Here is a 25,697-nt window from a genome sequence, read left to right as displayed (position 1 = left end):
TACAGTAGCTATGGATCGTTAAAATAAATTGACTTTAATTCCTTATTTCTTAATTCCTCCTATATTTCAAATAATTTTCTAACGATATTAATACAGACGTTTTCAACTAAAGAATGTTTCATGAAAACAAAAAAAAAACCCGGTTTCCCAGGGGAATTCACAGCCCATAAAGGGCTATCTAATCCATACTTATTCAGCTATCTTACGAATTTCTATGTACAGTCCCATAGGAAATTTTCATATTCGGTGCATAGGTCAACCAAGACTCAAGGCTGAATTTTTCAAAAAAGGTTTTCTCTGCTTCATACTGTTCTTTGGCTTCGATTTCGTCTAATTCTCTAGATATTAAATTATTGATCACTTCTGAACCCCGATGAGGCTCTTGTCCCAAACCTTCTTCTTTCAAGGAACGATACAGCGTATTTTTATGTTCAGGGTCCATATTTTGATCAAAAAAGTTAACCTTATCGCTAACTCGACAGTCTACGTCCCTGAGGCCCAACTGACTTAGCATGATCGGTAATTGGATACCTATATTGCCGTTCTTACCCGTACGTTTATGATCTCTCTCATATAATTTCTGTAGAACACCTAAACGAATCACATTACTTTGCTCGGTTCCATCTAGGTAACAATTTGCCATATTACCAATCCAGTGCGGCTCAAAACAAATAACCATTCCATGATCCTGAACGCTATCAACCATCTTTTGTAGAATTCTTTTTGGATCTGTCATATGTAATAAAAATGCGTGACTGATGGCTATATCATACTTCGGCTCCAATTCAGCATCATCGATATCAAGCACGATAAATTCCGTATCAAAAGAAAGCTTCGAAAATATTTCTTTCGCTTGATTAATCAATTCTTTCCCCTGATCAATACCAGTGTATGTAGATCCGTCCGGTAGTAACGGAAGAAGTTTTAGCCCTAAATATCCGAAGCCACATCCATAATCTACGATATTCACAGGTTTGTATACCTTCCAAACGCTTTCCACTAAAAATTTTAAGTAATCATCATTGTAATATAGCCCTCGGGTATTTCTTAGATACTCGATTTGGTTGTCCCAGTAATATTCAGACATATTAAATCCTCCTAGTATTTTGTCTATAGTTGCAGGATCGTTAGTAGAACAGTGATGGTCAACTGATTTTTCTAATAACTATTTTTCTATACATCCCTTTCAGCATGACAGGTTTATCTTCTTCTATTAACAAATTTTTATTATTTTTTAGGTACAACTCTTCAAAATTCAATCCAATATCTGTGCCTAACACTCGAATTAATGGTCTAATCGCCTTTTTGGCTAACGAGAGTTTATAGTTACTGGGACTAAACTTATCGAAAATAACGATTCTTCCTTCTTGTTTTACAACTCTCCTCATTTCTTGAAAACACTTGTCAGCATCAGGTACTACGGAAAGGATGAGACTTCCAACCACATAGTCAAATGACATATCGTCAAATTCCATATTTTGAGCGTCCATTTCTAAAAACGTAATGGAAGAATTTTTGAATTTTTCTCTTGCTTTTCCCAACATATCAGGTGAATAATCAATAGCTGTTATATCTAAATCAATATGGTTCAATAACTCTAAATCAGCTCCTGTACCTACACCAACAAAAAGGACCCTTTGTGAGTTCTCAAAGAGCGTCTTATGAAATATATCTTTTCGTGCACGGAGAAAAATCTTCGAATTAAAAACTTTATCATAGATTGGAGACCAGATTTTATAAATTATTTTATTCCAAACATTATTCATGATTTGGCTCTCCTAAGTAAAATACTTCTATCTTGGGTTTCATTTTATGTATCTTCGTCATGTTAGTTTCCCCCTTATCGTTTATCTCATAATTGACTTTGTAACTCATTCAGGCGTTTAATACTTCGAGTATGACTTTTATTTTCATTTTTTCTATTAAGCCAGATGCCTCTCATCTTTATTTTCTCACATGGTATGATATCGGAATCCATATTGTCCCCCACGTAATAACAATCTGCAGGGTTCTCCTCAGCAAGGTGACAGGCATACTCAAAGATTTCTATATTCGGTTTGGATATACCGATATCTCCTGCTGCCACGATAACCTGAAAATAATCCATAATCCCGATCTTCTCTAGTTTTTGTCTCTGCTGAGCGGAATCCCCATTAGTAATAATCCCTAAACGATGGTTACTCAGTGCTGTCAGTGTAGGTATAACATCATCAAACGCCTTCCAGTTATCTTCAAAACGATTCAAATAAATCTGGAAGTACTCCTGAGCATGAACATCACTTATTTGTAATCCTGATCTATGAAAAAGTTCTTGAATTCTTTCTATTTTCTGTTGTTCAAAGGTACGCTCTCCGCGTAAGAATCTATCAAAATGTGTCTTGCCAACTTCACACCACAATTGATAAAAGTCATCTGCATGTTGATTAGACTGTTCAACACATTGCTTAAAAAAATCGTTCACAGCGAGATATTCTGCTGCCTTAAAATCAAATAACGTTTCGTCTAAATCAAAGAATATCATCAACGCCTAGTCCGCTCCCTTGTACCAAGATATAGCTCTCAAAGATTGTATTGAATATACTGTTTCGATTGCTCTATCAATACCTTCAGGTCATAAACACTATCTAGTATTAGTTCTCCTTCAACCCCGTTTATTCTCGAATCACCATAATGCTTTTTCATTTCTTCAAAATTAGTAATCATTTGATTGGGTTTAGGATTTATCTCTCGTTGATTGAATCGATATGCCCATAATTCTTCATCACTGCAAATACAGAGAATCGGTCTTAGAACTCCCCCATGCTTTGTAACCCACTCTTTTAATTCTGATATTTCTGGAAGTGGGGCATCGATTAGTATGTCTGCTTTACATTCCAACGTTGTTTTTATCATTTGATAAATGAGTTCATAACAAAATCGATTACGAGTATGGTGATCTTGAATATAGTTAAATACAGAGTCGTAAATATCGTCTTTCCTGATGATGGGCAGCTTCAATTCTTTTCCTAGTTCATTTGATAATGTTGTTTTACCTACGCCTGCTCTTCCTCGGATCAAAATAATTAGTGACATACACTTCCTACTTCCTATCGTATGTTTATACAAAATGCAGCTAACACGTCCGAAATCAGAAAATGCCCCAACCTTAGTAGAACTTATCTTAGGTTAAGGCGATTGTTGTCTAATTGACTTCCATAATTATACATAACTTGATTAAGGGATGATATAGATGAAAGATTACATATTTAAGATGTAGTGTTCACAAATAGAAGTTATAAGAGATTATTAGTTTGTTTATATAATTAATATTGCTTAAATATTGGAAATGTAATATGTTACAAAAAAAGAAAAGGCGTGTATCCATTTATGAAAAGAAAAGTTTTGTTAACCATAGGAGGAGTCCTTGGTTTAGCGATTGTTATTAGCGTAAGCTTACTAATAGGAAATGAAACTTCTAAACCAGTTACCTTTGATGGAACGAGTCCATACACACTACATTTAAAAGAAAATTACAATCCCGAAAAAATACCTCCCCTTTTCGATGGTTTGAATAATTTAAAAACAGCTAAAAATTTCGGCTTTGATGATTTTGATGATTTAAGTAGCACTAACAGCACAATATCTATTAATCAGGAAATTAAGCCCGATGGAGATTATCTTGTAGGCGAGGGTGGCACGGGTGAACTCCTTATTAGAGGAACAAAATATAATTTCACGATAGATAGCTCATTGATTTCACATGTTGAACTAAAAAATGGTCAGAACCTTTTAAGCGGTAGTTTTGAAACAAAGATAAATGATAAAGATGGCAAGCCGATTCCTGCTACTATTAGTTTTACAAATATCGTTGAAACTGAGGACCAATTCTTTTATGTACAATTAGGATCATTTATATTAGCTTTTGGCGACGATCGTTTTGGAACCGAAGAAATTTACAAGATTATAAGGAAGCTAGGCAATCTTGAAGAGGATTCATTCTAGTTGTTAAATCCACAAAAACCCTCACTGGCTAAAGTAAACGACATCGAAAAAGTCATTAAACTTAGCCAGTATAGGATTGTTGCCTAGTTCATCTTCCTAAAAAGCTCTCTTACTCGAAGTTAACCTCAATCTAGTTCCTTTTTTTACGACGGAAAAGTGAAAGTCCTCCGAAACCACTTATGACAGCGATGTAAAAGCCAAAATCATACCACCAACCTGAGTTATAGACTTCATATAATCTGATGTTATCGTTGAATATACCGATTATTAATGAGATCGGAGCGATCCATCCATGCCATACTCCACTAAAAAATCCCGCAAGATGTTGAGCATTATTCGCTCCATCCCCAGGCACACATCCCGTTAAAAGAGATATGATGCTAAATAACATCGCCATAACGAGAAAATGTCTTATTTTCATATTCATCACCTTTCTCCTGATTATTATATTCTACCTTCAATCTATGTAAGTGTTATATAGTCTATGATGTTTTGGTCTTTAAATACAGGTTTTGTATTCTCAATTGCGTCTCTTATTCTTTCCACTGTAAAATTAGTAATAGGCCTAGGGAGATCATCGATATCAAAAAATCCATATTCATTTATTTCTTTCCCATCTACCTTACATTCACCAAAATACTCTCTTGTTCTAAAAACATATATATAACCATTTCCCAAACCGATTCATTGTCTTCGACTATTCCACCCGGCAACGACCAGTGTTTCTTCTTATAAGTTTGATGGACTAATAAAATCCGGTTCTGTTCATCAATAATTACTATTCCTGACGCATCATGTGTTCTAGGCATAACCCCCAAAAAAATAAGTAGTTTAATTTTGATAGCTTTTATACTAGGCTAGAGCATTTGGTACCAAATATTATTCCATAATTATACATATTTTATCCTTGGGACGATAGCCATTTGAGCAAGCAAAACGTTAGATTGTAGTAATCTCATACACTACTATTTAATAATGAATTTCTTATCAAAAATTTCTACTTACACTTTTTCTATGACTGTGATATGATTTCCAAGGCTAATCAGAATGGTGATCCAACTGTTTGGCTTATTTCACATGTAGAATTTACTGGAGGCAACTATGACATCACATGCAAAACAATCAGTACAAATCGTTACAGCAGACCCAAGCGGAATTGGCCTATTTGGCTTAGCAATCGTAACGCTTGTCGCATCTTCACAGAAGCTTGGTCTCACAACAGGACTCAGTTACGTGATTCCTTGGGCTATTTTCCTTGGTGCAATCGCCCAGATCTTCGCAGCTGTTCAAGACGCAAAGCATAATAATACGTTTGGGATGACGGCATTCGGTGCCTATGGCTTCTTCTGGCTCGGAGTAGCGAGCAGCTGGTTAATGAAGATGGGCGCATTTGGTCCGATTTTGGCCGCTGACATAGATGGGAAGCAGCTTGGCTTCGCCTTTCTAGGTTATTTGATATTCACACTATTCATGACGATCGGTGCTATGGAAACCAATAAAGTACTGTTCATTATATTTGTGTTAATTGATTTTCTTTTCTTAGGATTAACACTCGACGCATTTGGAGTTGCACCGCATGTATTCCATACCATTGCAGCCTATGCGGAAATGGGTATTGCTATCGTATCCCTATATGGTTGTGGCGCTTCCGTTCTTAACGCACATTTCGGTCGCCGTTTCCTTCCGATTGGCGCGCCATTCGGCATTTTTAAATAATTAGCTGTCTAGGTAACTAGATAATACAAAAGCCCTGATAGATCAATCTATTGATCTCATCAGGGCTTTTTGCCACCTCTACTCCCAAACGGAAGAAGCTTACTTTCTGCAATAATATACTATATGGCATTTCACATTAGATGTAGGATATGAGAAGATCTTGAAGGGAGCTTACTCGTGGATACTACATCTTTTTTGATTTACTGTATGATTGCTACTTTTACCCCAGGGCCTACGAATATCGTCATATTGTCCATCGTACATAATTTCGGAGCAAAAAAGGCAATAAAATATTCGTATGGTGCAACGATTGGTTTTGGTTTATTACTTGTTATATCAGCACTGCTAAATACGATTATGATAACGATCATACCGAAAATATTAATTGTGATGCAGATCATTGGGAGCATTTATATGTTCTATCTTGCTTATCAAATTTACAAAACGGATACATCAAACCCAATAGTAAACCAAACGACTACCTTCCTATCAGGTTTCCTTATGCAGTTCTTAAATCCAAAGACCATACTTTTTACACTGACTGTAATTCCAAGCTTTATTATGCCATACTATAGCACGATCTCTGCTTTGACGATCAGTATTATAGTGATAACAATGATTGGACTTTCAGCTTTTACAACATGGGTTCTTTTTGGTGCAGTCTTTAAGAAGTTACTACAGAAATATAATAAGACGGTTAATATGATGATGGCTCTATTTTTAGCTTATGCTGCTATCATGATCTGGATGTAGTATGGAGAGGTGTTCCGAATGGACAAATTTATCTATAAAAGATCGGCAGGCATTACGGCATTATCAGCAAGTATGAGTGAATTTAAGTATAAAAAGCACGCCCACAAAGAGTACGCAATAGGGGTAACACTGCGTGGTATTCAGCATTATAACTTGGATGGAAATCTACAATTATCTTATCAAAATGGAATTATGCTGTTTAATCCAGAACAGGCACATGACGGAATGGCACATGATAAGTCAGGCCTTGATTATGTCATGCTGTATATTGAACCCCAATTGCTTTTAGAGGTAATGGAGAAAAAAGATATCGTACGCTTTTCAACTCCTATTATGTATGATCGTAGACTTGAACAACGAATATTAAATCTTTCTCAAGCCATTTTGAGCGAAAAAGATGAGGCGTTGTGCAGTGAATTGCTCTTATCCCTCACGGATAATCTTATTCAAACCAATCTTTCTACAGATGACAAAAAAGATAACACGCTAATTCGAAAAGCAAAGGATATGCTTCATGCTAACCTAGAACAAGTACTTAAGCTTGATGAGATTTGCAAAGAGCTCGATTTATCAAAATTTCAGTTTATTCGATTATTTAAGGCTCATACTGGCATTTCACCGTACCAATACTTTCTTAACTGCAAAATCGAATGTGCAAAACAGTTAATTGAAAAAAATAAAGACATTTATTCGGCAGTAGCTGCCTGCGGTTTTGTTGATTTGACCCATCTAAATAAACACTTTAAAAGAGTATATGGAACAACAGCATTTGAATACATAGCACATCTAAATTAAGGCAGATTCAAGACTTCTTTTGTATAACAGTTTTGTACCAACCAGAGAAAACAAGTTATAGGTATAATAATGAATATATTTTCCATTATCGAAAGGAGTGATGTGGTATGAAAAATATCCTTACTGTGGTGGTTGTTACGGAGAAAGCACATTTATAGTCACAGAGGAATTCCTCTGTGATATCAAATCTCTGGAGGAATTTATGTGGTTATTGAATTAAAACCAGTATCAAGTGACAACTGGTACGATTGTACCAAGTTACATGTAAAGCAAGAACAAATCAGCGTTTTTCCTGCTCCTATTGTGTACTGGATTGCAGAATCGAAATATGTTGATGATTTTGAATTGCGTGCGATATATTCAGAGGCATTACTAGTCGGATTTATTGTCTTTTGTAAAAATCCTGACGAGGATGGTAACCACTGGATACCTGCACTTATGATTGATCAGAATCATCAAGGCAATGGTTATGCCAAAGCAGCAATGGAAAAATTGATTCATCTTATGGGGCAAAACGGCTGTAAAAAATTAATGATCGGACACAGACCCGATAACTTTATTGCTGGGAACCTTTATGAATCCTTAGGGTTTCAAAGGGCTAGCGAAGACATAATTGACGGTGAGATCATTCGTTTTCTACAGCTTAATTAAACGGGCCATATAGTAAATAATTTTGGCTGTCAGTAAATTACTGAAACCTTTATTGCGATAACGAGGAACGATAACACAAGACAGTAGCCGGATCTCGGCTACTGTCTTTCAACTAGTGTGCTCTAATCTGTCTATTGTTTTACGCTAACGATATGCTTGATTTCTTCTTTAAATGAAATTAAATCTTGTCCAGCTACCATCGCTTTGGTTTGCTCTTGTTGATTTACAGAGAATACTTGATCACCGCGAATTTCAAATTTCCCCTGATACTCGCCAGCAACATAATAGAGAGGTCCGACCTCAGCCTTCTGTCCTGCCTTTAAAAATAATATGTATCTTTCATCTGGCTTCATAAGTGGGTTATCTCGCTGAATAGTAAGATCACCCGTTTTTTCCCTTGCCTCTTCCACACCAACTTGTTTTAGAATAATTCCCTTCTCTTCACCATTGCCTTTTAACAGGTCTATAATTGCAGCATTATACAACGTAGAATCTTTTTCCACATCTTCGCTATGGATATCTTTTATCTCAACTTCAGCAATTACTACTGAGGCTGCTTCGAGTTCTTCTAAGCTTTCATACGAATATGCCAAACTGCCAGAGGAACCGCCAGAGACGGACTGAGATTTAGGGTCACTTCTTGCTACGGATATTTGCTCAGTTGTTGATGTAGTTTTTTCTCGACTCAACTGAGAGGGAGCGGAAGAACATCCTGCAAGAAATACAACTGTTGCGATTGAACCAACTATTACTTTCACGCATTTCAATTTTATCTCCTCACTTTCTTTTTAATAGAAAGCATTAATGCCGTTTAAATCATCCGTTTGGGGTATAAAAGTGATATGTTGTGTGCTATGAACAGTTAGGTAGTATCGATTGTTGCAATGGGGTAGATTAGCTTCTCATAATTCTAAACGATCCATCCTTGAAGAATGTTGTCATATTTCAAAAATCAACAACCTCAAGCCTCTTCCGTAGAATATTCTTTGAGCATGAAAAAAGCACCCTTAACGGATGCTTTAACTTATCTGATACCCAATAACTTTGTAACGTGAAAATACATGTATCCAAATACTAAACTTGCTATGATCATGTAAACTGTCTGATATCGCGAACTCTTAAAACTATTGATAAGACTCCACATAAATATGACGCCTACTAAAAAATACACTATGTTTAAATCCAATTATGACCCTCCATTTATTTCATTTCACTATTTCATATTGAGTCCACCAATGTATTAGGGCTTTATTCATATGATCGGCAACTAGCTGCCATCGATTAACGTACTCCCTATCTTAAATAAACTAATTCTTGTGTTTTTCACTTATTAAGTAATCAATTTTCCCTTCTACTCTTTCCAATGTCTCTTTTGTATTTTTAAAATGTTTTAAAATTCGTTGTGTAAATTTATATATCCCCACAAAGAATAAGATGATAAATCCAAATACTACTATTTGATAGACTGCTATTCCCCAGTGAAAACTCATTATTTCTTTCCCTTCTATACCATGTTTTTAAAAGAGTGAATATTATGTTATGTTGAGGTCCTTCTTCTTGATCTATCTATTCTACTATTGGGATTTCACTAATACTAATTAAAATTGGAGTTTTATATGGTTTAATATGATAATTCGCACTTTGTGAAACCCTCGGTTTTATACTCAAAACTCCATTTTTCAACGTTACTGAAGATACTAAGAAGTATATATCTTCGTAAAAATTCAATTCTAAAAATACAGATTTCCTTCTCACATGATAAATCAGATCATGATATTCAATGATTGCTTTTGATTTCTTATTTAAAGGCTTGATTTGGTATACAATTTTCACATTGTATTTACTTGTTTCCTTCGATAAATGAGTGATTTCTATCTCACTGCCTGATCTAATCAGTACATTTTGTACATCACTAACTAATCTTGCTTGTTCAGCATTCATCGCAATTCTTCTCAATACATTTGAGATAAGTTCTAGGATATATTCCTCTTTCTCCTGGTTTGTTTTGCAATTAAAGAAGGTAGATGAAACCCCTACGTAATACTCTCTCATCCAATTTTCGATTCTCCGCTCTGACTCCCATATCTTTTGTTCTTCAAGTGATGGAGTCATAACGATATATACATGATCGAAATCGCCTGTGATGAATCCCTCTTCTCTAAGCTTTCTTGCATATCTAGCACATATTAAATGAGCTTCTTGTTCAATTTCATATAATTTTCCGGCATATTCAGAAAGTGAATTAGCATGCTCTAGCTCTTCAAATAATCTTATATCTAAAATCCGTTTCTTTTTCATATATACACCTCTACCAGAGAATATCATATAACCTTCTGGCATTCACGAAACGACCCAACCTTAGATAAAGCTCTTATCTTAGGCTGGGTCGTTTATTGTCGGCTATGCATTCCTTCGTTATACATCTGGCAACCTAGAGGTGATGGCCCTAAAACGTAAACCCTATGTTATAAGTCACCAGTACCTTCTAAGAGTTCTCTACATTGTATTTTCCAGTTCTTGAAGTCTTAATAATATATCAGTAACATGTCCTTTTAATATCACATCAATAAATAGACCTTCATTAAACCGATCCCCACGAATATAACTAGTCATCAATTTCCTAAGGGTTTCTAAATCTGCATTCATAATTTTATCTTGTACATTATTATTCACATTTTTAAATTCATCATTTTCAGTAATCCATTGAACCCAATCAAAAACGAGTAGAAATTCGGTATCATATAGTTCTTTTCTAAATTGACTTACTTCTGGGCTTTCTATCCTCCAACCCTTGTTCTCAGTGAAAAAAACACTACGGTCATTCTGAAAGAACTCAAGATAGTTTGTTAATCTCTTCATTTGTAGTACATCCATTTTCGATCTACCTTCTCCATTTCTATAAATATACTCTGATCCACTAACGAGGGTGTACATCGCAGCATTAATCAACGAAAACAGTGGAGACTTTAAATGAGATTGCTTATCTAATCATTATTGTTTAAACTTAACATCGAATAGATAATTTAACTCTTTTTAGGAAGGATTAGGAGTTGATTATGGAAAAACTCAAGAAAGAATTTATCCTTAATACTTTTGTCATATCGATGGTTCTGGCTTTGATTTCAGGCTGGATTGGAGCAAAAATAGTTGTAAACCATTCGGTATTAAGCAATAGAGACGATTGGGTCATGTCCTTTTTTGTTCTTTTCCTTATCTTATATGCATTTAATCTTGCGATGAGTATCGTTAACTATGTAATTGCAAAAATGGTTGGCAACTTCATTTTACGTTTGCTCATATTTAATATCTTAGGTTTAATCATCGCTGTCATCGCTTGGGTTTTCAAAGGTGGGAGTGTTTTTTTAGCAACTTTAATTTATTCAACTTTTATAGTGTTTTCTATTATGGCTTTAGTTATCAACCAATCAAAAGGTAAACCTCAAAAGTAATAAGCAGCATATAAAAGGAGTTCTAGAGAATTTCCAGAACTCCTTTTTGAGATTCACTCATTTACTTATAACGATTTTACATATCTGTCTCTATCCACTTGTTCAAAAATGTTGCCATACGATCTAATGTAAACTACAAGTGATGTTTGCACCGCACCTTTATTTTTTGCTTTTCTTTGATGCAATCCAGAAGACGAGTATTACAATGGGGATAAAGATAAACCATGGAATGTTGATCGTACTTTGTGTGATTAACGCGAGAAGCATCAATCCGATGACACCAATAATAAGCCAGAGACACCCTCTACCAAATGTTTCCACGCGTGTAATTCCTCCCTCCAATAATGGGATTGCAATTTCTAGATCAACTACAATAACTGTATGTCATTAATGAGGTTCACATACCAAGAATACAGGGACCTTTATGGACTTGGTTATTATCAATATTCTCCTCGCATCAACTATCGGAATAGGTGATTGAAAAAGGCGAGAAAGCAAATCGCTCCCTCGCCTTGAAATTGTATTATTTTCATTATTTATTAGTTTGCTGTGTTACGACTTAAAATAGCCGCTGTTTGAGCACGTGTGATATCTGTGTCTGGCTTGAAGGTACCGTCCGGATAACCGTTCACAATCCCTTGCTTAACAGCCCAAGCAGTAGCATCAGCATAGTACTTAGCACTGGATACGTCTGGGAATCCAGAATCATCCGTGATTTCCGGTGAACCGGCCATGCGGTAAAGAACCGTAACCATCATTCCGCGGGTCATATCTTCATTAGGTCGGAATGTACCGTCCTTGTATCCTTCCACAATTCCCTGCTCAGCAGCCCAAGCAACAGCTTTAGCGTAATACTTATCGCTAGACACGTCGGAGAACCCAGTATCTACTGTAACATCTGGCGAACCAGCCATACGATACAAGATGGTCGCCATCATTCCGCGAGTCAGGTTCATATTAGGACCAAAAGTAGTACTCGACATACCGTTCATCCAACCATTATTAACTACATTAGTGATATCGTCAGCATACCATGCATCCGCAGCCACATCAGTAAACATGGAGCTAGCTTTAAAATCAGAAACACCAGAGAAAGCATTAACTTTATCCGTCATATAAAATACGGTGGATGCGTTTCCTGTAGAGCTCTCGCCGTTTGTTCCTGACATTTCACCATCAGGCGGCAGTGCAGGTCTTTCACTATCGTCAGGTATTTCCGGTCTTTCGCCATCAGGCATTTCACCATTACCAGGCGTTTCGCCATCAGGTAGTTCGGGTCTTTGACCATCCTCAGGAAGTGCAGGTCTTTCACTATCGTCAGGTATTTCAGGTCTTTCACCGCCTGGACCTCCCATACCCACATCAGTACCAGTGTACTGCTGCTTCGTCGCCTCTTCAGAGAAGCCCGTTACCGTGGAAACGTCGTACAGACCGTCTACTTCTGTACCTTCAACATCGCCGCCAACATAAATGTTGTACGACTGACCTACCTGAAACTCAGGACTACTGATAACAGCACCCTGGTAGCCACGGTAGTTTTCACCTGAGGACTCGTCCTTTTCAGGGTCATAAGCAAATACGACTTTTCCTTCTAAGTCAGTAACAATAATCGCTTCCTCGGCATTTTGAGAAGAAGCAAACTGAAGGTTCATTGTCACTTGCTCAGAGTCACTTTCAGCCCAGTCCATAGTGGAACCAGTCGCAACTACATAACCGCCATTAATATAGCTACCTTTGTCGGCATCTAGACCCGAATCTGATTGAGGCTTGGCTAGAGAAATAACTGTTCCGCCGTTAATGACTAGATATCCGTTAGAATCGATACCATCACCTTCAGATCCCAAGCCTGCCACAACATGCAGACTACCGCCGTTGATCGTAGTAACAGAGACACCATCTTCATTTGTATTGATACCATCATCCTGAGACTGAATATTGATCTTACCGCCATTGATGGTTAGATGCATTTCTGTATCCATACCTTCGTTGTCGGCAGTTAAGTTCAATACGCCTGTACCCAGCTTCTCACCGTTCACATTCATTGACTGAACGGAGTAGAATGCACCGTCATACTTATATTTTTTCTTCTTCTGATCATTGTCTTTGTAAATACGAGCAACATGAGAACCGCTAATGTTGTTAACAGAGCCGTCAGCCAGAATTACATTCGCCCCCGCATCGGTTGTATCCTGAGTGGCAGAAGCTGTGTATTCTTCGGTCTCTCCGTTATCGTAAGCGACCCAAGCTTGATCACTCTCATATACATTGTAGAAAATGACAGCCGGAGCAATAGTACAGTTGATATCTGCACCGTCAAGAATCAAGTTTACAACCGCAGTTGGGTCTGTGCGGCGATCTTCACCGAGGTCAACCACAATCTGACCATATGACAGCTTACCGGAAATTCGGTAAGTGCCCTCTTTAGTAATCGTTACAGCAGTGTGAAGTGCGGCTTCCTCTTCGGAATGCTTCTCATCTTCAGTTCCCTCTCCGTAGGGATTTCCACTTTCATACGTATCTTGGTCGTGGTAATAAATAATCTCTCCACCGACGTAAACGGGTGATTTCGAATCCTTCGATGCAGCCTCACCGTCTACAGTGATACTATCATCGCTGAGGACAATATCTACCACATCCGTTTTATCTACCGTTGTTTCTGCAGCCATCGCTGGACTCACCCATAGGACCGCCAGCATAACCATTGCTAGTGTTAGCGACAACATTCGTCGCAGGCGAAAACGATTCCTCATAGCATAATCTCCTTTTTCTCCGCAGCCAGTAAGAACCAACCACCTATTATGTATACTTTTTGGCGAGAATAAAAGTCTGCCGTAAGTAACATAAATTAGTTTAGTAGATAAACATTAAATAGTTCTTAATAAAAACTTAATAAAAAGTAAGATGTTTTTGTTATTTAACACTCTATCCGACTTCGAAAGCTTATCTATGTACTAAAAAAGGAGTTTCGACAACATAAATACAGTGTTAGCCGATGTATTATACAAATTCCAACACTGTTTTCCATTCTTATTTTATTTCTATGATGGATTGTATTGACTATTAATTCTAACAAATATAATAAGATTAACTGCAGTTTAAATAGGAGAAACATTTGTACATCTACTAAATATAGTATATTTTAGAATTAATTACTTTTTACTGAGCGATAGGATTATCTCCTAACTAAAGGGTGGGGTTATTTTGAAGAAAAAATACAAATATATGGGGATAGCTCTATTAGCAGTAATGCTTATTGCCGCGACGGCTAAGAAACTAGTGCTGAGCCTTACAAACAGATCACACACTTATCTGCTAATTCTCTCAAATTACAAGATATTGATAAGTTAGACGAGTATGTCGAGCTAATCGTAGTAGGTTATGCTACTGAAGACTTTTTGGATAGAGAGCATAAAGTAAAGGTTTATGCAGATAGTTACCTGCAGGATTTCTCCACTAGAACAACTATCAAAATCAATAAAATATTAAAAAAGCCAGCTGACTTTCCAGAAGACCAGAAAGAGTTGACTATAATTGAACCTGTTAGTCTTCATGAAGGAGAAAAGTTTACAGTGGGAAATTATATAGAGCTCCAGAAAGATGAGCCAAGTGTGATTTTTTTGATGAAGAATAGCTTCGGTGATTACTCTTTAGTCAATGATAACTTAGGTAAAATCATGTTGACTGATGAGGAACCAAAAGCCCCTTTGCAAACTTTAACTAAATCAGAACTGTCAGAATACAACACATTCCGTAACTCGGTATTAGAGAAATATGGTTTACATGAACAACAATAAATAAAGGGAACTGCACAGAATCAAGCTATGATTGTTCCCTTTTCTCGTTTTCCTAAAGAATACGTTATTCACTTTCAAACGACTAAACCGGCCCGCGTTGTAGATACAATGTTATCTGATGGGGATACCATCTTCGAATAATTAGTTTATCGTCTATTTCTACTCAATTAGTTCTTTGATACATCTTTTCAATTATGGTAGAATATATTTAATAAAAGACCAAGTGCGCTAACACTTGGTCAATACAATTGGCTTGGATGGTCTATTCCCTTCTAAGTCATAGGAACAAAACCCACCACGGCAGCTAACCTTTGGGTGGGTTTTTACTTTCTCTTGTTGTTATTATTAATGTAAGTTAAAAGTGCAAGAATAAATGATCCAAATAGGAACATTAACGTTAATGCATCCTTTACTTCCATGGCTTCACCTCCTTTCGAAGGGAAACCATGCCCACCCAAGATTCAATTGTAGTTATATTTTACCTTTATTTACATCTGCGTACAAGTGTTCTTATTATGAATTTCATCTTTGATTTTATATGTGTTCTACGTTATGTTCCATGATTCAACATCGGACGACAAGGGACGTAAGCTCCTCAGCGTAAATATATTGTTATGCGATTCAAGTTCTGATTATTTAAAAGGACTGAGAAAGGGAGCACCAGATCAACATTTGGATAATAAAAAGCTACTTGTACTGATCAATATATAACTCCTATATTACAGCTTTCCAAAACATCTATTTAATGTCGCAACACTTGTTCCTCACTAAATTTCAATAGAACATTTTCAACAAGTTGGTATACTCCAAACCACTGCCAATACCGAATGAATTGAGAAAAAGTGGAATACATTCTGGGGATATGGGTTGTTTAAAAAGTAACGTCGTACTTCTTGATATTTACTAACAGTCTCTTCATTCAACAGTTCATCATCAGGTAGGGGTTGATGTTCTTTTAAGAAATTAATGGCATTGTAGTAACTCAAGATCTCACCTTCTACTTTGATTCTAATTTTCATAGCAGGAATTTCACATAACGTTGTATATTCATGACCCTCACTGGCTTAAGAGCGACAGCGCAGGTCCGACGGACTTAGCCAGTGCAGGGTTGTCACCTGATCCAACTTCCCCGAAATCCTCTGGCGACCGAGGGTGCAACTCAATGCGTTAATACAGCGTTATATGAAGCGACCCTCTTCTTCTAATAACCTTTAAAATCCTATTTGATTAACCCTCCACTATATTTGAGTTCATATATTTCCTTTCCATTCTTCAAAATCATCTCCTGACCTGAAAAGTTATTTAAGTGTCCATGAACCTCATTGTAATAAACTAATATGCCATCTTGATATTTACTTGGTCCCCTATATATATCATTAGTACTTACCAAGCCTAATGCCTTTCTTAGAAATTCATATGTTTCTTTGATGTCATTCCCTGTTAGATTGTCTATAGTTCCGCCTGAGTAAATCATTGACCTCAACTTTGGAATACCTTGTAGAGATATGATCAGACTGAGGCTGGATGTATGAGAGGGAATACCAATGAAGAGTTGCACAATCTACACAAGTAATGAAACAAAATCTTATTTTACAGGTAACCTTACTGAATCCTTGTTCATTTTTAATGATAAATGACGATATTTATAGTAGAGCTTACTATTAGAATGTTAGAAGGGGTTGTCAACAGCATGGCAGAGTCAGTACAGGATCAATTCATGTATCAAGATTTACGTAGAAGGAACTTATTAATTTGTATTGCGGCTACTGTGATTTTTATATTGATGATTGCAATGGTCACCATAGCTAATTATTCTGGCTTTGTCCTATGGATCACTGTAATTCCTAGTCTTTTACTGACAGGAGGGTTATGGGTAGCTTACATCAAAAAAATGAATAATTTGATTCCAATTCTTGCAGTGGTGGGAATGTTCATTATTTTACTCATTCAAATTATGCGAGGTAGTGGCAGTATTCCTACGGTTGTGTCTGCATTTTTTGTCATGAGTATCGGAATACTTTATGCCAACTTCCCCAAGATTGTTGCGCTTGGATTCACAGAAGCAGTCATCCTTATAGTCTACAGCATGGCAACTATGAAAGAAATCACAGCGAATCAAAGGACAATTTACTACATTCTGTTCTACTTTATTTTGTCTGCTATTATTCTTATTATTCAATCGTATTTGACTAGAAAACTTAATGTTCATGTACGCAGCTTAAATGCGCAGTCTTCTGAGATGCTTGAGAAACAGTTGGAAAGAGAGAAGAAGATTGCCGATACCACTCAATCTATCTACGGTAATATTAGTGGAATAAGAGTGAATAGTCAGGAAAATCATAATATTTTTAAAGAAATGAATACTGCATTTCAAGAGTTGGCCTCTGGATCGGCTACACAGAATGAAACGATTGGGGAGATATCGGGGCATATCATCACTTCTAATCAGAAAGTAAATCAAATGATTGATTCAATCACCAGTCTTGTGACTCAGATTGTATCAGCCAAAACAGCCTCTAACGACGGAGGGGAAGTGATCCTCCAGCTGACCACTACGATTGATCGTTTCCATCAGAATATGAATGAGATGAAGGCGGAGATGGGGTCGCTCATTACTAACATTTATGATATTAAAGAGCTAACGAATACGATAGAAGAAATCGCTAACCAGACAAGTTTGTTATCACTGAACGCGAGCATTGAAGCTGCGCGTGCAGGTGAATTCGGAAGAGGCTTCGAGGTGGTTGCACATGAGATTCGCAAACTAGCTGAATTAACGAATAGCTCAGCAAAGCGCATTACTGAGAATATTGCCGAAGTCACTCGCCAAGCAGACTTATCCAATATCCGTCTGGAAGAGAATACAGATTACATGAAGAATAGTTTAGAGCTAGTTAAACAGACGAAGGGATCGTTTGACACCATTGATCTGAATGTATTGGAATTAGCTAAGAACACTGAAAATTTCTCAAGTTATGCAAGCTCTGTAAAAGAAGTGACTGGAGAAGTAGAGAGTGCTGTAAATGATTTTGTAGCAATAATTGAAGAATCCTCGGCAACATTAGAAGAGATGTTAGCGACTGTAGATACTTTGACAGATCAGAATGAAAAAATAGTTCATCGAATCGAAGAGACAGACCAAGCTCTTAAAGATCTAGTTATAATGTAGTTTTACATAAAGAGATCTCAGAATGTTAATCATGCTAAGTGAGGCATATAGACCTCATAACAGATAATTGAACAATAACCAAAAGTAACCCCCTGACTCCTTATGAGCCTGAAGTGACCCCTAAAAGTTAGACACGGCTATTTCATTAGGCAGCTTGGGTAAAACGAGTTCGGTACAGCACCGGACTCGTTTTTAATTTTGCCTTCAATCGTTTTGTGTTGTAATAGTTTATATATTATTCTTCCTTTAATTAAAAGAATTCCGACTTCATAATCCCAAAGAAATTTTCCTTCTCCATTACAGAGTTATTATAGCAGTTACCTTTACGTGACATACTTTGTGTAATTCCTCTCTTTTGAAGAACTTTGCGATAGGGTTTCATTTGATAATGCCAACCTTGATCTGAGTGCATTATTGCCCATATCATCGACACCCTAAGAAACGAATTAAATCTTGATGAAGTACCGCTGATCATTGGTGGACTTGGTGATTTCCTTGGGAAGAGCGGTTTTGGGCAGCACGCGACAGAATATCAACAGGTCAATGAACAATTGCAGCGCTTCGCCAGCGAACAGCAAAATTGCTTTTTTGTAACAGCGGCAGATTTGACCGCAAATCCTGACGGCATTCATTTAAACGCCGTTTCGCAGCGGAAATTCGGATATCGTTATTACGAGGCTTTTTCGAAAAAGTGTCATATCCTGAAACCCTTTCCGGGAGAAGAACAATCGCTGAATGTGAAGCGCGACTATTCAAAAACAGAACAGATCTACCTTCATAGCATGGATTTAGCTTCGGGTAAAATTACGTACGCAGAATTCGAAGCGCAAATGGCGAAAGTGATGCAGCCATGATCCCCTTACTCATTCTTGGCTTGCTCATCCAAAACCCTGGTGCACACGGGTACGAACTGCTGGCCTTAATGGAAAAACGCCATTACAAGTACATTGTAAACTTCACAAAAGGCTCGTTTTATTACAACCTGCAACAGCTTGAAGAAAAAGGTTGGATCGAACAGATTCAGCAGAAACCTTCAACCAGTGGTCATGAAACCCGGAACTTTAAAATCACCAAATCAGGAATGGCTGAATTCGAAAAATTAATGGTCAAATACGGCACCAAATCAGAATATGTGAACCTGCAATTTTATGGGGCACTACTGTTTGCAGATGAATACGACAGAGACAAATTGCTCGAACTTGTCCAATCGCAAATTGACCAGACTAAAGCTCGAATCGCCCTTCTTGATGAATATCTATTAAGCACACCAGAGCCTCCCGGCACAATCAATTACTTCCGCCGCATGAACGAAAATTCACGTTCCCATCACTTAGTTAATTTAGAGTGGTTTGAACAATTGAAAGCAGATATAGAAGGACCTATTGAATAATAAAGGTGCCGCTTCTACTCGCAGTGGTGAAACAGTCGAAGAATTGTTTCATCACTGCCTTTTTCTATTTTCTCCTTCCCCATCTTAAGGACTAATCAAGACGAGAACATATACTAGTTGTAATTCATTGTTATAGGAATTATATAACTTTTTTATTGCTACCGTATTTCTCTTCTCCCCTGAGGTGTTCTTCTCAAGAATCTGTCAGGATCTCTTTCAAACCCATATTGTTCATACAAACCATGAGCATCCAATGTTCCTAAAATACCGGTCATCCATTCGTATTCTTCTAAATTCGTTATAATTTCTATTAACTTTTTTCCAATTCCTTGCCCTTGATATTCTTTCAAAACAAATACATCACACAAGTAATATACGGTGGCTTTATCTGTAACCACTCTTGCAAAGCCTATTTGATTCTCATTATGGTAAACACCAAAACAATGAGAGTTTTCAATAGATTTTATAATACGCTCTGGTGGTCTCCTGTTTGCCCAATAACTGTCAGCTAAGAAATCTAAAACTACATCTCTATTAATCTTTTCCCTATCATCTGAGATCAGATAATTTTTATACATTACCTCCATCAACACACCTCCATTAAATATACAGGATCGATGCCCGATTAATTCTATTTTATTTGTTTTAACAGCTCTGCTTCTTCTTCCTCCGTTAGTATTTCTGCTGGATTCGGAATAGTATCTTGAATCTTTCTTATTTTTATCGGTCTTGTTATAAGCCACTCATCTCCAGGTTTCATTGTAGTAGTGAGATGTAAATATACATCCTTGGGAGAAATCACTTCATCAATCACATATATATGACCGTCTAACTTTCCATTATGAAAGATACTTCCTGTTTCATCATTTGCAAGAGGTGAACCATGGAACCAAGATTTACTGTAATCACAACTCATTGAATGTCACCATACTTTCATGGAGAGTATATAGCTTTTTAGGATATTACGTAGTTACTTTGTTTTCTTTCGACAGAATCAAGATTTAGTCGAAGCATAACCTTGGCGGATTACATGATTTTTTCATTAAACCTATAAAAGTGACATTACTCATATTTATCTCTTTTAAAAAGATATAAATTCACATAAAACAGAAGGATAAATTTTGAATATATATATTATTATAACAATTAGTAGGATTGTGAAGATATTATATGATTAAAAATCGTTTTGGCTATAATCGAAGCAAGTTAAATGTAATCACGAATATGGCAGTGCCGCTTATGGTGACTCAATTTTTTCAAATTGTTTTTCAAATTACAGACCAAGCTATTGTAGGAAGATTAAAAGTTGAAGATTTTGCAGCAGTTGGAGTAGCTTCTTCTTTTATATTTCTAATTACCGGCACGATAGGAATGTTATGTAGTGCATTTAATATCGTTGGAGGTCAATATTTAGGGGAAAACAATATTAAAAAATTCGGCAAATCTTTTAATGTAACAATGAGTATTTCCTTAATCATCGGAGTTTTATGTGAAATTCTTATTTTAGGTTATGGAACAAAAATAATGAAGAGTATTTATGGCTTACATGCGGAAACCCTTGCTGTGGCTGGAGAATATCTTAATGTAGCTGGTTTAACTATTGGTATTAATTTGATTTTATTTAATTTCTCATCTTATTTTAAAAACATCAATAAATCTCACATATTAATGTATAGCTTAACTGCTGCTAGTATAGTGAATGTATGCGTAGATTTCGTACTTGTTTACGGGAAATTTGGATTTCCCGAATTGGGAGCCACAGGAGCTGCTATTGGTTCAGTAATTGGATATACCATGAGCTTAATTCTTAGTATCTTTTTCTTTCGAAAATATAAAATATTTAATTATTCTTTTATTTTAAAAAAAGATATCTTTTATCGCTTATTTCGTCTGTACATACCCCTAGCACTTCAAGATTTAATTGAATATACTTTGTTTGCTATTGCACTAACGGCATTTGTTTCAAGAATGGATGTTCATTTGCTGGCTGTGTATACGATTATCGTAACTTTAACAGAGCTCTTCATGATCCCAATGTACGCTCTTTCAGGCGTATGTATGACGCTTTCAGCTCAGGCATATGGTAAAGAACCACAGAAAGGTACGGAATATACTGGGTTATCTTGCGTTTTTCTTCTAGCGCTACTATTTCCTCTTGCTCTTATAATGATTATGTTCTCATCACCGATCGCCAGACTGATTACCGACAAGGTGAGTATTGTGCTTTTTGTCCATCAAGTACTACCAATTGCGCTTGCAACAAGTACAATTAATGGAATACAAATGATTCTCAGATCTACGCTACAAGCCATAAACTTAGAAAAGTGGGTATTACTCTATTCTTCATTTATTTGTGGGATCTCACTTGTTATTATTTATCTTATGATTGAGTACTTTAAACTTCCAGGATTATATATTGGACTAGGAATTTGTTATGTCGGACTATCTTTAGGATATATAGCAAAAATAAAATTTAATTTTATATTAAAATATAAATAATTAGGCCAGGAAATAAAAATAAAGAACAGACGCTATAATATTAGCGTCTGTTCTTGTTGAATAAATATATTTTACAAAAATCCTAAAATCTTTTTTCAGTCTCCGCTCTAGAATCTTCCCAAAATACATGCCTATCATACGACTTTGCAGTTCCCTCAAGTACTGTCCCAGCATAAGGATGTTCAAAATGTAAGTTTCCAGTAGAAGAAGGGTATTCTTCAGCATTTCCATCTAATGTTCTTGTATTTACGAACCCTCACTGCCTTAAGGAAGCGACAGTGACCGGCCGCGACGCGGTCAGGCAGTGCAAGATTGTCTGCTGAATACACCTCTCCGAAAACCATCGAGCAGACCAAGGACCTAATAGACGCAACGTAGATACGTTGTTATCAGATGTACGGACTTCACTAACTAATTTTACTTCATCTCTGGTTTTCCCATTTCATTAAGCTTTTTATTTAGTTTATTTCTTCTAATATCTAACCTTTTAGGTTGTACTATTGAAAAATCAAAAAGTGCTTCTAGGACTTCAAGTAACCACTCAGCCTCACCATGTTCAACATCAATTATTTCACCTGTAGAAATACTTTTTTGAGGATGAGCTGCAAAATTACCAATATGTCGAACAGCATCCACTGATTCTTTTAAATATGTCGGAACATCATGTTTAGAAATAAATTCTTCAATCTCTTGAACTAAATTTTTTCGCTTAATATTAAATTCTTCTCTTAGTAAATGTTGCAGCAATCTTCTACTAATCGCTGCACTAGCCTTTGGACTAATTTCAAGGACTTGGCAAGCTTCAAGAAAATCTTTTCTATATATCCCTTGTACTTCAATAGGTAAATCTCTTATGTTCTTATGCACTGGATAAATAATAAATTCTGCTCCAAATTCATATATTTCAATTCCATCTCTATTATTCTCAATTCTTCCATCTGTTAATATAATAATCAGTTCACCACAAACTGGACAAAGACCATTCTTAAGTTCATAACCTTTACCATAGTCACAATCCTCATCATCCCAAATATAAGGAATTATTGTATGGTTCTTAAATTGGACTTGAATTCCAATATTACAATATGGACAAATCATAACATTCTGACCTCCCGATTTTTATATTCACCTGAATTTCCGATAACGTTCTTGTATCTACTAACCTGAGAGGCTCCCTCATTTGTATTTTCTTTGGCATTTAATAATCTACGAATATGATCTAGTTCCTCAAAATAGCCATAACCCTCACCGTACCTACTTTCGTTTTCCTTTATCAGAATTTCTATTTGCATTGTAGGGACATTATCCTGATGAATTAATTTATTGACATTGTTATTATATGAGGTGCCTTTATGTAAAACTCGACTTTTTGAATTAGTACTTCTAAGAGCCTATATCTTTTCTCTGCATACTCATTGATGTCACTAATTCTTAATCCAAATTCATTTAGTTATCCCTTTCAGGATTATTACTATATAGATAGACAATGTAGTCATTATCTTTCATTACTCCTTTAGCGGGCCAACTGGCATACGCCAGGGACTGGGTGCGGAGCACTTAGTTTCGCAGGGTTGTCTGCTTGATTTACTTCTGTGTATTATAACTTCTGGCAGACCAAGGTTATCTTCCTCGATCTCCTTCTTTACAAGTACGCTGTGTGAACACTATGTTATAGAGTTACCCAAGGAAGATTAGTTGCCCTTAAACCATTTTTTTTAAGATCTTGATTTTTTATATGGCTGTTTTCGTATTGATTGTTGCTGTTAATACATAAAAACCAAGTTGTTTCTACACATTTTGTAGATTGTCTTTATGTTTTGGTCTTTAGTTTAATAAGGGGGTTAATTTTACTCATACCATTGTATTGATCCAGATATCGTTTAACCCCTTTTACTAAATCATCTATGTTTCCTATCTATTTAGTTGTTGTTTCAATGCTAAAGCTTTTGCTCGACGTTCCTTAAATTCCACGATGCGTGGTTGGTTTACGGTAAGTTTTTCTGAGCGTAGACGTTCTATCGCTTCATCAATAATTGCAATTTCATTGTCATAGTCTTTGAGTTTTCGATATGCCATTGCATACGACCTATATAATGCTGGAGCATTGTAGCCGTTGTAACGTGCTTTATCAAATAACTCAATAGATCGTTCAAAATTGCTAGCTTTTCGTTCCTTATCGCCTTCTTCCCAATAAGGCATTCCTTCATCAAAGCCTTTCTCCCAATTGCGCAGGTTCTTTATATCTTTTAGTGGAACTCGATTATGGATAGGAATAATCGGTATCTCTTCCATTGAAACTGCCTCAATTTCGCCAAACTTTTCTTTTAATAACTTCCAAACATCAATTAAATGATAAGTTGGTATGTTTCGCCCTAGCTTTTCTATTGCTTGCCCTTGGTCTAATTCATAATTCGTTACATAATCACAACTAATATATATCCAAGCAGTAACTGATTTAGCATATTTACTATTAAGTATTTTGCTGCCATTTATTGATAATAATGATTTTGTGTCGCTTTGATACTTTTCTAATCTCCCACCATAAATGATACTAATGTCGTCAACTTGCACATTCCGAGTAATATAGACCACTGATTTTAAATTTTCGTACTTAATCTCATCAAATGGTCGAAATTTTGATCCAAAGTAATGTTCTTCTATCTCACTTGCATAAAGATATGGTACTGTTTCAAATTGCAGTTTAGGTGTGCTAGGGCTGCGGTTATATCCGTTATTTCTTTTAGTTAACAGTGGGATTATCCGGTTTGTTAGTCTATCGTTTGTTTCATTTAGTATTCTCTTCATTTCTCTATCCTCTAACTCTATTGCTTGTTCTTCGGTTAACCCAGTCCCAACAAAGCGAGAGTCAGTATCATACATTTTACGAATTTTTTCGGCTTCATATGCTCGTTCGTGGAACTCTTTATAACGGTTACCGCGTCCTTTTCCCACATAGAATACTTCCCCAGTATCTTTGATAAACCATTCATATACATAAAAATCTGTTGCTGTACTGCCAGTAGAAACGCCCACAGGTAATGAAGAAATAGAGAATCTATTGTTTCCGTTTTCATCAGGTGACAGATTTATAGAAACACCCAAACTTCCATCGTAAGTACTTTTATGTGGTTTATTCTCTTTTTCTCGTTTTAGTAATTTCCCCATATCTTCGAAATTTTTCTCATTATCATTCGGTTTTTGGGGCTCTTTGTTTCCAAAAATTTTTCTTAAGAATCCCATTTAACTACTCCTTATCTACTTAATAAATACGAAATATTCAATTACATTTTACCGACAGAATGCGAAATTTTGTTCGATACCCCCCTGATAAGCCCCACTTATATGTTGCTTTCAGCTTGTGGGTTTGGAATGAGTTTATTTCAGTAGGTCAATGTCATATAACGTTTTTGTATCTACGAACTCTCACTGTCTTAAGGGAGCGATAGCGATTGGCCGCGACGCGATTAGACAGTGCAGAGGGATGTCTGTCTGATCTTACT

28 protein-coding genes and 2 pseudogenes are annotated in these 25,697 nt (G+C 36.3%); 11 read left to right on the top strand and 19 right to left on the bottom strand.

What is annotated here, in order from left to right:
- Positions 1-202: 202 nt before the first annotated feature.
- The 4 genes from H9647_RS01220 to H9647_RS01205 form a co-directional block, all read right to left on the bottom strand.
- A complete protein-coding gene (locus H9647_RS01220; protein ID WP_191797423.1) occupies positions 203-1,087 on the bottom strand; it encodes a class I SAM-dependent methyltransferase in 885 nt (294 codons plus the stop codon).
- A gap of 58 nt (positions 1,088-1,145) precedes the next feature.
- Positions 1,146-1,766: a class I SAM-dependent methyltransferase gene (locus H9647_RS01215; protein WP_191797421.1), complete on the bottom strand. Its 621-nt coding sequence runs from the start codon at positions 1,764-1,766 to the stop codon at positions 1,146-1,148.
- An 86-nt stretch (positions 1,767-1,852) separates the two neighbouring features.
- Positions 1,853-2,521 carry an HAD family hydrolase gene (locus H9647_RS01210; protein WP_225229054.1) on the bottom strand — a complete coding sequence of 223 codons (669 nt, stop codon included), beginning with the start codon at positions 2,519-2,521 and terminating at the stop codon, positions 1,853-1,855.
- 38 nt (positions 2,522-2,559) lie between these two features.
- Positions 2,560-3,072 (bottom strand): AAA family ATPase, encoded by a 513-nt coding sequence (locus tag H9647_RS01205; protein WP_191797417.1) that lies wholly within the window; start codon positions 3,070-3,072, stop codon positions 2,560-2,562.
- A 294-nt stretch (positions 3,073-3,366) separates the two neighbouring features.
- On the opposite strand from H9647_RS01205, the gene H9647_RS01200 reads away from it, so the two are divergent.
- A complete protein-coding gene (locus tag H9647_RS01200; RefSeq protein WP_191797415.1) occupies positions 3,367-3,981 on the top strand; it encodes a hypothetical protein in 615 nt (204 codons plus the stop codon).
- Between the two features lie 130 nt (positions 3,982-4,111).
- Here H9647_RS01200 and H9647_RS01195 read toward each other — a convergent pair whose 3' ends face one another.
- Positions 4,112-4,408, bottom strand: coding sequence for a hypothetical protein (locus tag H9647_RS01195; protein ID WP_225228988.1), 297 nt, complete (start codon positions 4,406-4,408; stop codon positions 4,112-4,114).
- Positions 4,409-4,598: 190 nt separating this feature from the next.
- Positions 4,599-4,790, bottom strand: coding sequence for an NUDIX domain-containing protein (locus tag H9647_RS01190; protein WP_191797413.1), 192 nt, complete (start codon positions 4,788-4,790; stop codon positions 4,599-4,601).
- Between the two features lie 292 nt (positions 4,791-5,082).
- Between H9647_RS01190 and H9647_RS01185 the strand changes: the two genes are divergently transcribed.
- The 4 genes from H9647_RS01185 to H9647_RS01170 all read left to right on the top strand — a co-directional run bounded on the left by H9647_RS01185 (position 5,083) and on the right by H9647_RS01170 (position 7,896).
- A complete protein-coding gene (locus H9647_RS01185) occupies positions 5,083-5,697 on the top strand; it encodes an acetate uptake transporter (protein ID WP_191797411.1) in 615 nt (204 codons plus the stop codon).
- A 177-nt stretch (positions 5,698-5,874) separates the two neighbouring features.
- A complete protein-coding gene (locus H9647_RS01180) occupies positions 5,875-6,450 on the top strand; it encodes a LysE family translocator (RefSeq protein ID WP_191797409.1) in 576 nt (191 codons plus the stop codon).
- Between the two features lie 18 nt (positions 6,451-6,468).
- Positions 6,469-7,245, top strand: coding sequence for an AraC family transcriptional regulator (locus H9647_RS01175; protein ID WP_191797407.1), 777 nt, complete (start codon positions 6,469-6,471; stop codon positions 7,243-7,245).
- Positions 7,246-7,449: 204 nt separating this feature from the next.
- A complete protein-coding gene (locus H9647_RS01170) occupies positions 7,450-7,896 on the top strand; it encodes a GNAT family N-acetyltransferase (protein ID WP_191797405.1) in 447 nt (148 codons plus the stop codon).
- A 131-nt stretch (positions 7,897-8,027) separates the two neighbouring features.
- On the opposite strand, the gene H9647_RS01165 is transcribed toward H9647_RS01170, so the two are convergent.
- From H9647_RS01165 to H9647_RS01150, 4 genes are all read right to left on the bottom strand, one after another.
- Positions 8,028-8,654 (bottom strand): hypothetical protein, encoded by a 627-nt coding sequence (locus tag H9647_RS01165; RefSeq protein WP_191797403.1) that lies wholly within the window; start codon positions 8,652-8,654, stop codon positions 8,028-8,030.
- Between the two features lie 549 nt (positions 8,655-9,203).
- A complete protein-coding gene (locus H9647_RS01160; protein ID WP_191797401.1) occupies positions 9,204-9,386 on the bottom strand; it encodes a DUF4083 family protein in 183 nt (60 codons plus the stop codon).
- Between the two features lie 76 nt (positions 9,387-9,462).
- A complete protein-coding gene (locus tag H9647_RS01155) occupies positions 9,463-10,194 on the bottom strand; it encodes a hypothetical protein (protein ID WP_191797399.1) in 732 nt (243 codons plus the stop codon).
- 198 nt (positions 10,195-10,392) lie between these two features.
- Positions 10,393-10,770 carry a DUF6508 domain-containing protein gene (locus tag H9647_RS01150; RefSeq protein WP_191797397.1) on the bottom strand — a complete coding sequence of 126 codons (378 nt, stop codon included), beginning with the start codon at positions 10,768-10,770 and terminating at the stop codon, positions 10,393-10,395.
- Positions 10,771-10,952: 182 nt separating this feature from the next.
- Here H9647_RS01150 and H9647_RS01145 point away from each other — a divergent pair, with 182 nt between their 5' ends.
- Positions 10,953-11,345 (top strand): hypothetical protein, encoded by a 393-nt coding sequence (locus H9647_RS01145; protein WP_191797395.1) that lies wholly within the window; start codon positions 10,953-10,955, stop codon positions 11,343-11,345.
- A gap of 159 nt (positions 11,346-11,504) precedes the next feature.
- Here the strand turns inward: H9647_RS01145 and H9647_RS01140 are convergent, their stop codons facing one another.
- On the bottom strand, positions 11,505-11,666 hold the full coding sequence (locus H9647_RS01140; RefSeq protein WP_191797393.1) for a hypothetical protein: 162 nt from the start codon (positions 11,664-11,666) through the stop codon (positions 11,505-11,507).
- A gap of 218 nt (positions 11,667-11,884) precedes the next feature.
- Positions 11,885-14,095: an S-layer homology domain-containing protein gene (locus H9647_RS01135; protein WP_191797391.1), complete on the bottom strand. Its 2,211-nt coding sequence runs from the start codon at positions 14,093-14,095 to the stop codon at positions 11,885-11,887.
- A gap of 645 nt (positions 14,096-14,740) precedes the next feature.
- On the opposite strand from H9647_RS01135, the gene H9647_RS01130 reads away from it, so the two are divergent.
- Positions 14,741-15,139, top strand: a complete 399-nt coding sequence (locus H9647_RS01130; RefSeq protein ID WP_191797389.1) for a hypothetical protein — start codon at positions 14,741-14,743, stop codon at positions 15,137-15,139.
- A 323-nt stretch (positions 15,140-15,462) separates the two neighbouring features.
- Here the strand turns inward: H9647_RS01130 and comI are convergent, their stop codons facing one another.
- The gene (gene comI / locus H9647_RS25635; protein ID WP_225228986.1) at positions 15,463-15,558 is read right to left on the bottom strand and encodes a competence inhibitor ComI; all 96 of its coding nucleotides are present in this window, start codon (positions 15,556-15,558) and stop codon (positions 15,463-15,465) included.
- An 800-nt stretch (positions 15,559-16,358) separates the two neighbouring features.
- Complete coding sequence (locus H9647_RS26265) at positions 16,359-16,613, bottom strand: DUF5680 domain-containing protein (protein WP_225229052.1); 255 nt, start codon at positions 16,611-16,613, stop codon at positions 16,359-16,361.
- Between the two features lie 216 nt (positions 16,614-16,829).
- On the opposite strand from H9647_RS26265, the gene H9647_RS01125 reads away from it, so the two are divergent.
- A complete protein-coding gene (locus H9647_RS01125) occupies positions 16,830-18,308 on the top strand; it encodes a methyl-accepting chemotaxis protein (protein WP_191797387.1) in 1,479 nt (492 codons plus the stop codon).
- Positions 18,309-18,453: 145 nt separating this feature from the next.
- On the opposite strand, the pseudogene H9647_RS01120 reads toward H9647_RS01125, so the two are convergent.
- Positions 18,454-18,723: pseudogene (locus H9647_RS01120) on the bottom strand (IS3 family transposase); the annotation flags it as partial.
- A 7-nt stretch (positions 18,724-18,730) separates the two neighbouring features.
- Between H9647_RS01120 and H9647_RS01115 the strand changes: the two are divergent.
- Positions 18,731-19,162, top strand: a pseudogene (locus H9647_RS01115) (sialate O-acetylesterase); the annotation flags it as partial.
- Complete coding sequence (locus H9647_RS01110; RefSeq protein ID WP_191797384.1) at positions 19,159-19,698, top strand: PadR family transcriptional regulator; 540 nt, start codon at positions 19,159-19,161, stop codon at positions 19,696-19,698. The pseudogene H9647_RS01115 and the gene H9647_RS01110, both read left to right, overlap by 4 nt.
- A 158-nt stretch (positions 19,699-19,856) precedes the next feature.
- Here H9647_RS01110 and H9647_RS01105 read toward each other — a convergent pair whose 3' ends face one another.
- Together H9647_RS01105 and H9647_RS01100 are read right to left on the bottom strand one after the other, a co-directional pair.
- Complete coding sequence (locus H9647_RS01105) at positions 19,857-20,285, bottom strand: GNAT family N-acetyltransferase (RefSeq protein ID WP_191797382.1); 429 nt, start codon at positions 20,283-20,285, stop codon at positions 19,857-19,859.
- A gap of 44 nt (positions 20,286-20,329) precedes the next feature.
- Positions 20,330-20,614 (bottom strand): hypothetical protein, encoded by a 285-nt coding sequence (locus H9647_RS01100; protein ID WP_191797380.1) that lies wholly within the window; start codon positions 20,612-20,614, stop codon positions 20,330-20,332.
- A 254-nt stretch (positions 20,615-20,868) separates the two neighbouring features.
- Here H9647_RS01100 and H9647_RS01095 point away from each other — a divergent pair, with 254 nt between their 5' ends.
- Positions 20,869-22,197: an MATE family efflux transporter gene (locus H9647_RS01095; RefSeq protein WP_191797378.1), complete on the top strand. Its 1,329-nt coding sequence runs from the start codon at positions 20,869-20,871 to the stop codon at positions 22,195-22,197.
- Between the two features lie 417 nt (positions 22,198-22,614).
- Here H9647_RS01095 and H9647_RS01090 read toward each other — a convergent pair whose 3' ends face one another.
- Together H9647_RS01090 and H9647_RS01085 are read right to left on the bottom strand one after the other, a co-directional pair.
- Positions 22,615-23,295 (bottom strand): DUF4145 domain-containing protein, encoded by a 681-nt coding sequence (locus H9647_RS01090; protein WP_191797376.1) that lies wholly within the window; start codon positions 23,293-23,295, stop codon positions 22,615-22,617.
- An 813-nt stretch (positions 23,296-24,108) separates the two neighbouring features.
- On the bottom strand, positions 24,109-25,437 hold the full coding sequence (locus H9647_RS01085; protein ID WP_191797374.1) for a GIY-YIG nuclease family protein: 1,329 nt from the start codon (positions 25,435-25,437) through the stop codon (positions 24,109-24,111).
- Positions 25,438-25,697: the final 260 nt, after the last annotated feature.

Source organism: Paenibacillus gallinarum (assembly GCF_014836635.1).
Taxonomy (GTDB): domain Bacteria; phylum Bacillota; class Bacilli; order Paenibacillales; family Paenibacillaceae; genus Paenibacillus; species Paenibacillus gallinarum.
The sequence above is the reverse complement of the archived record's forward strand: the minus strand, read 5'-3'. Positions and strand labels throughout refer to the sequence as shown.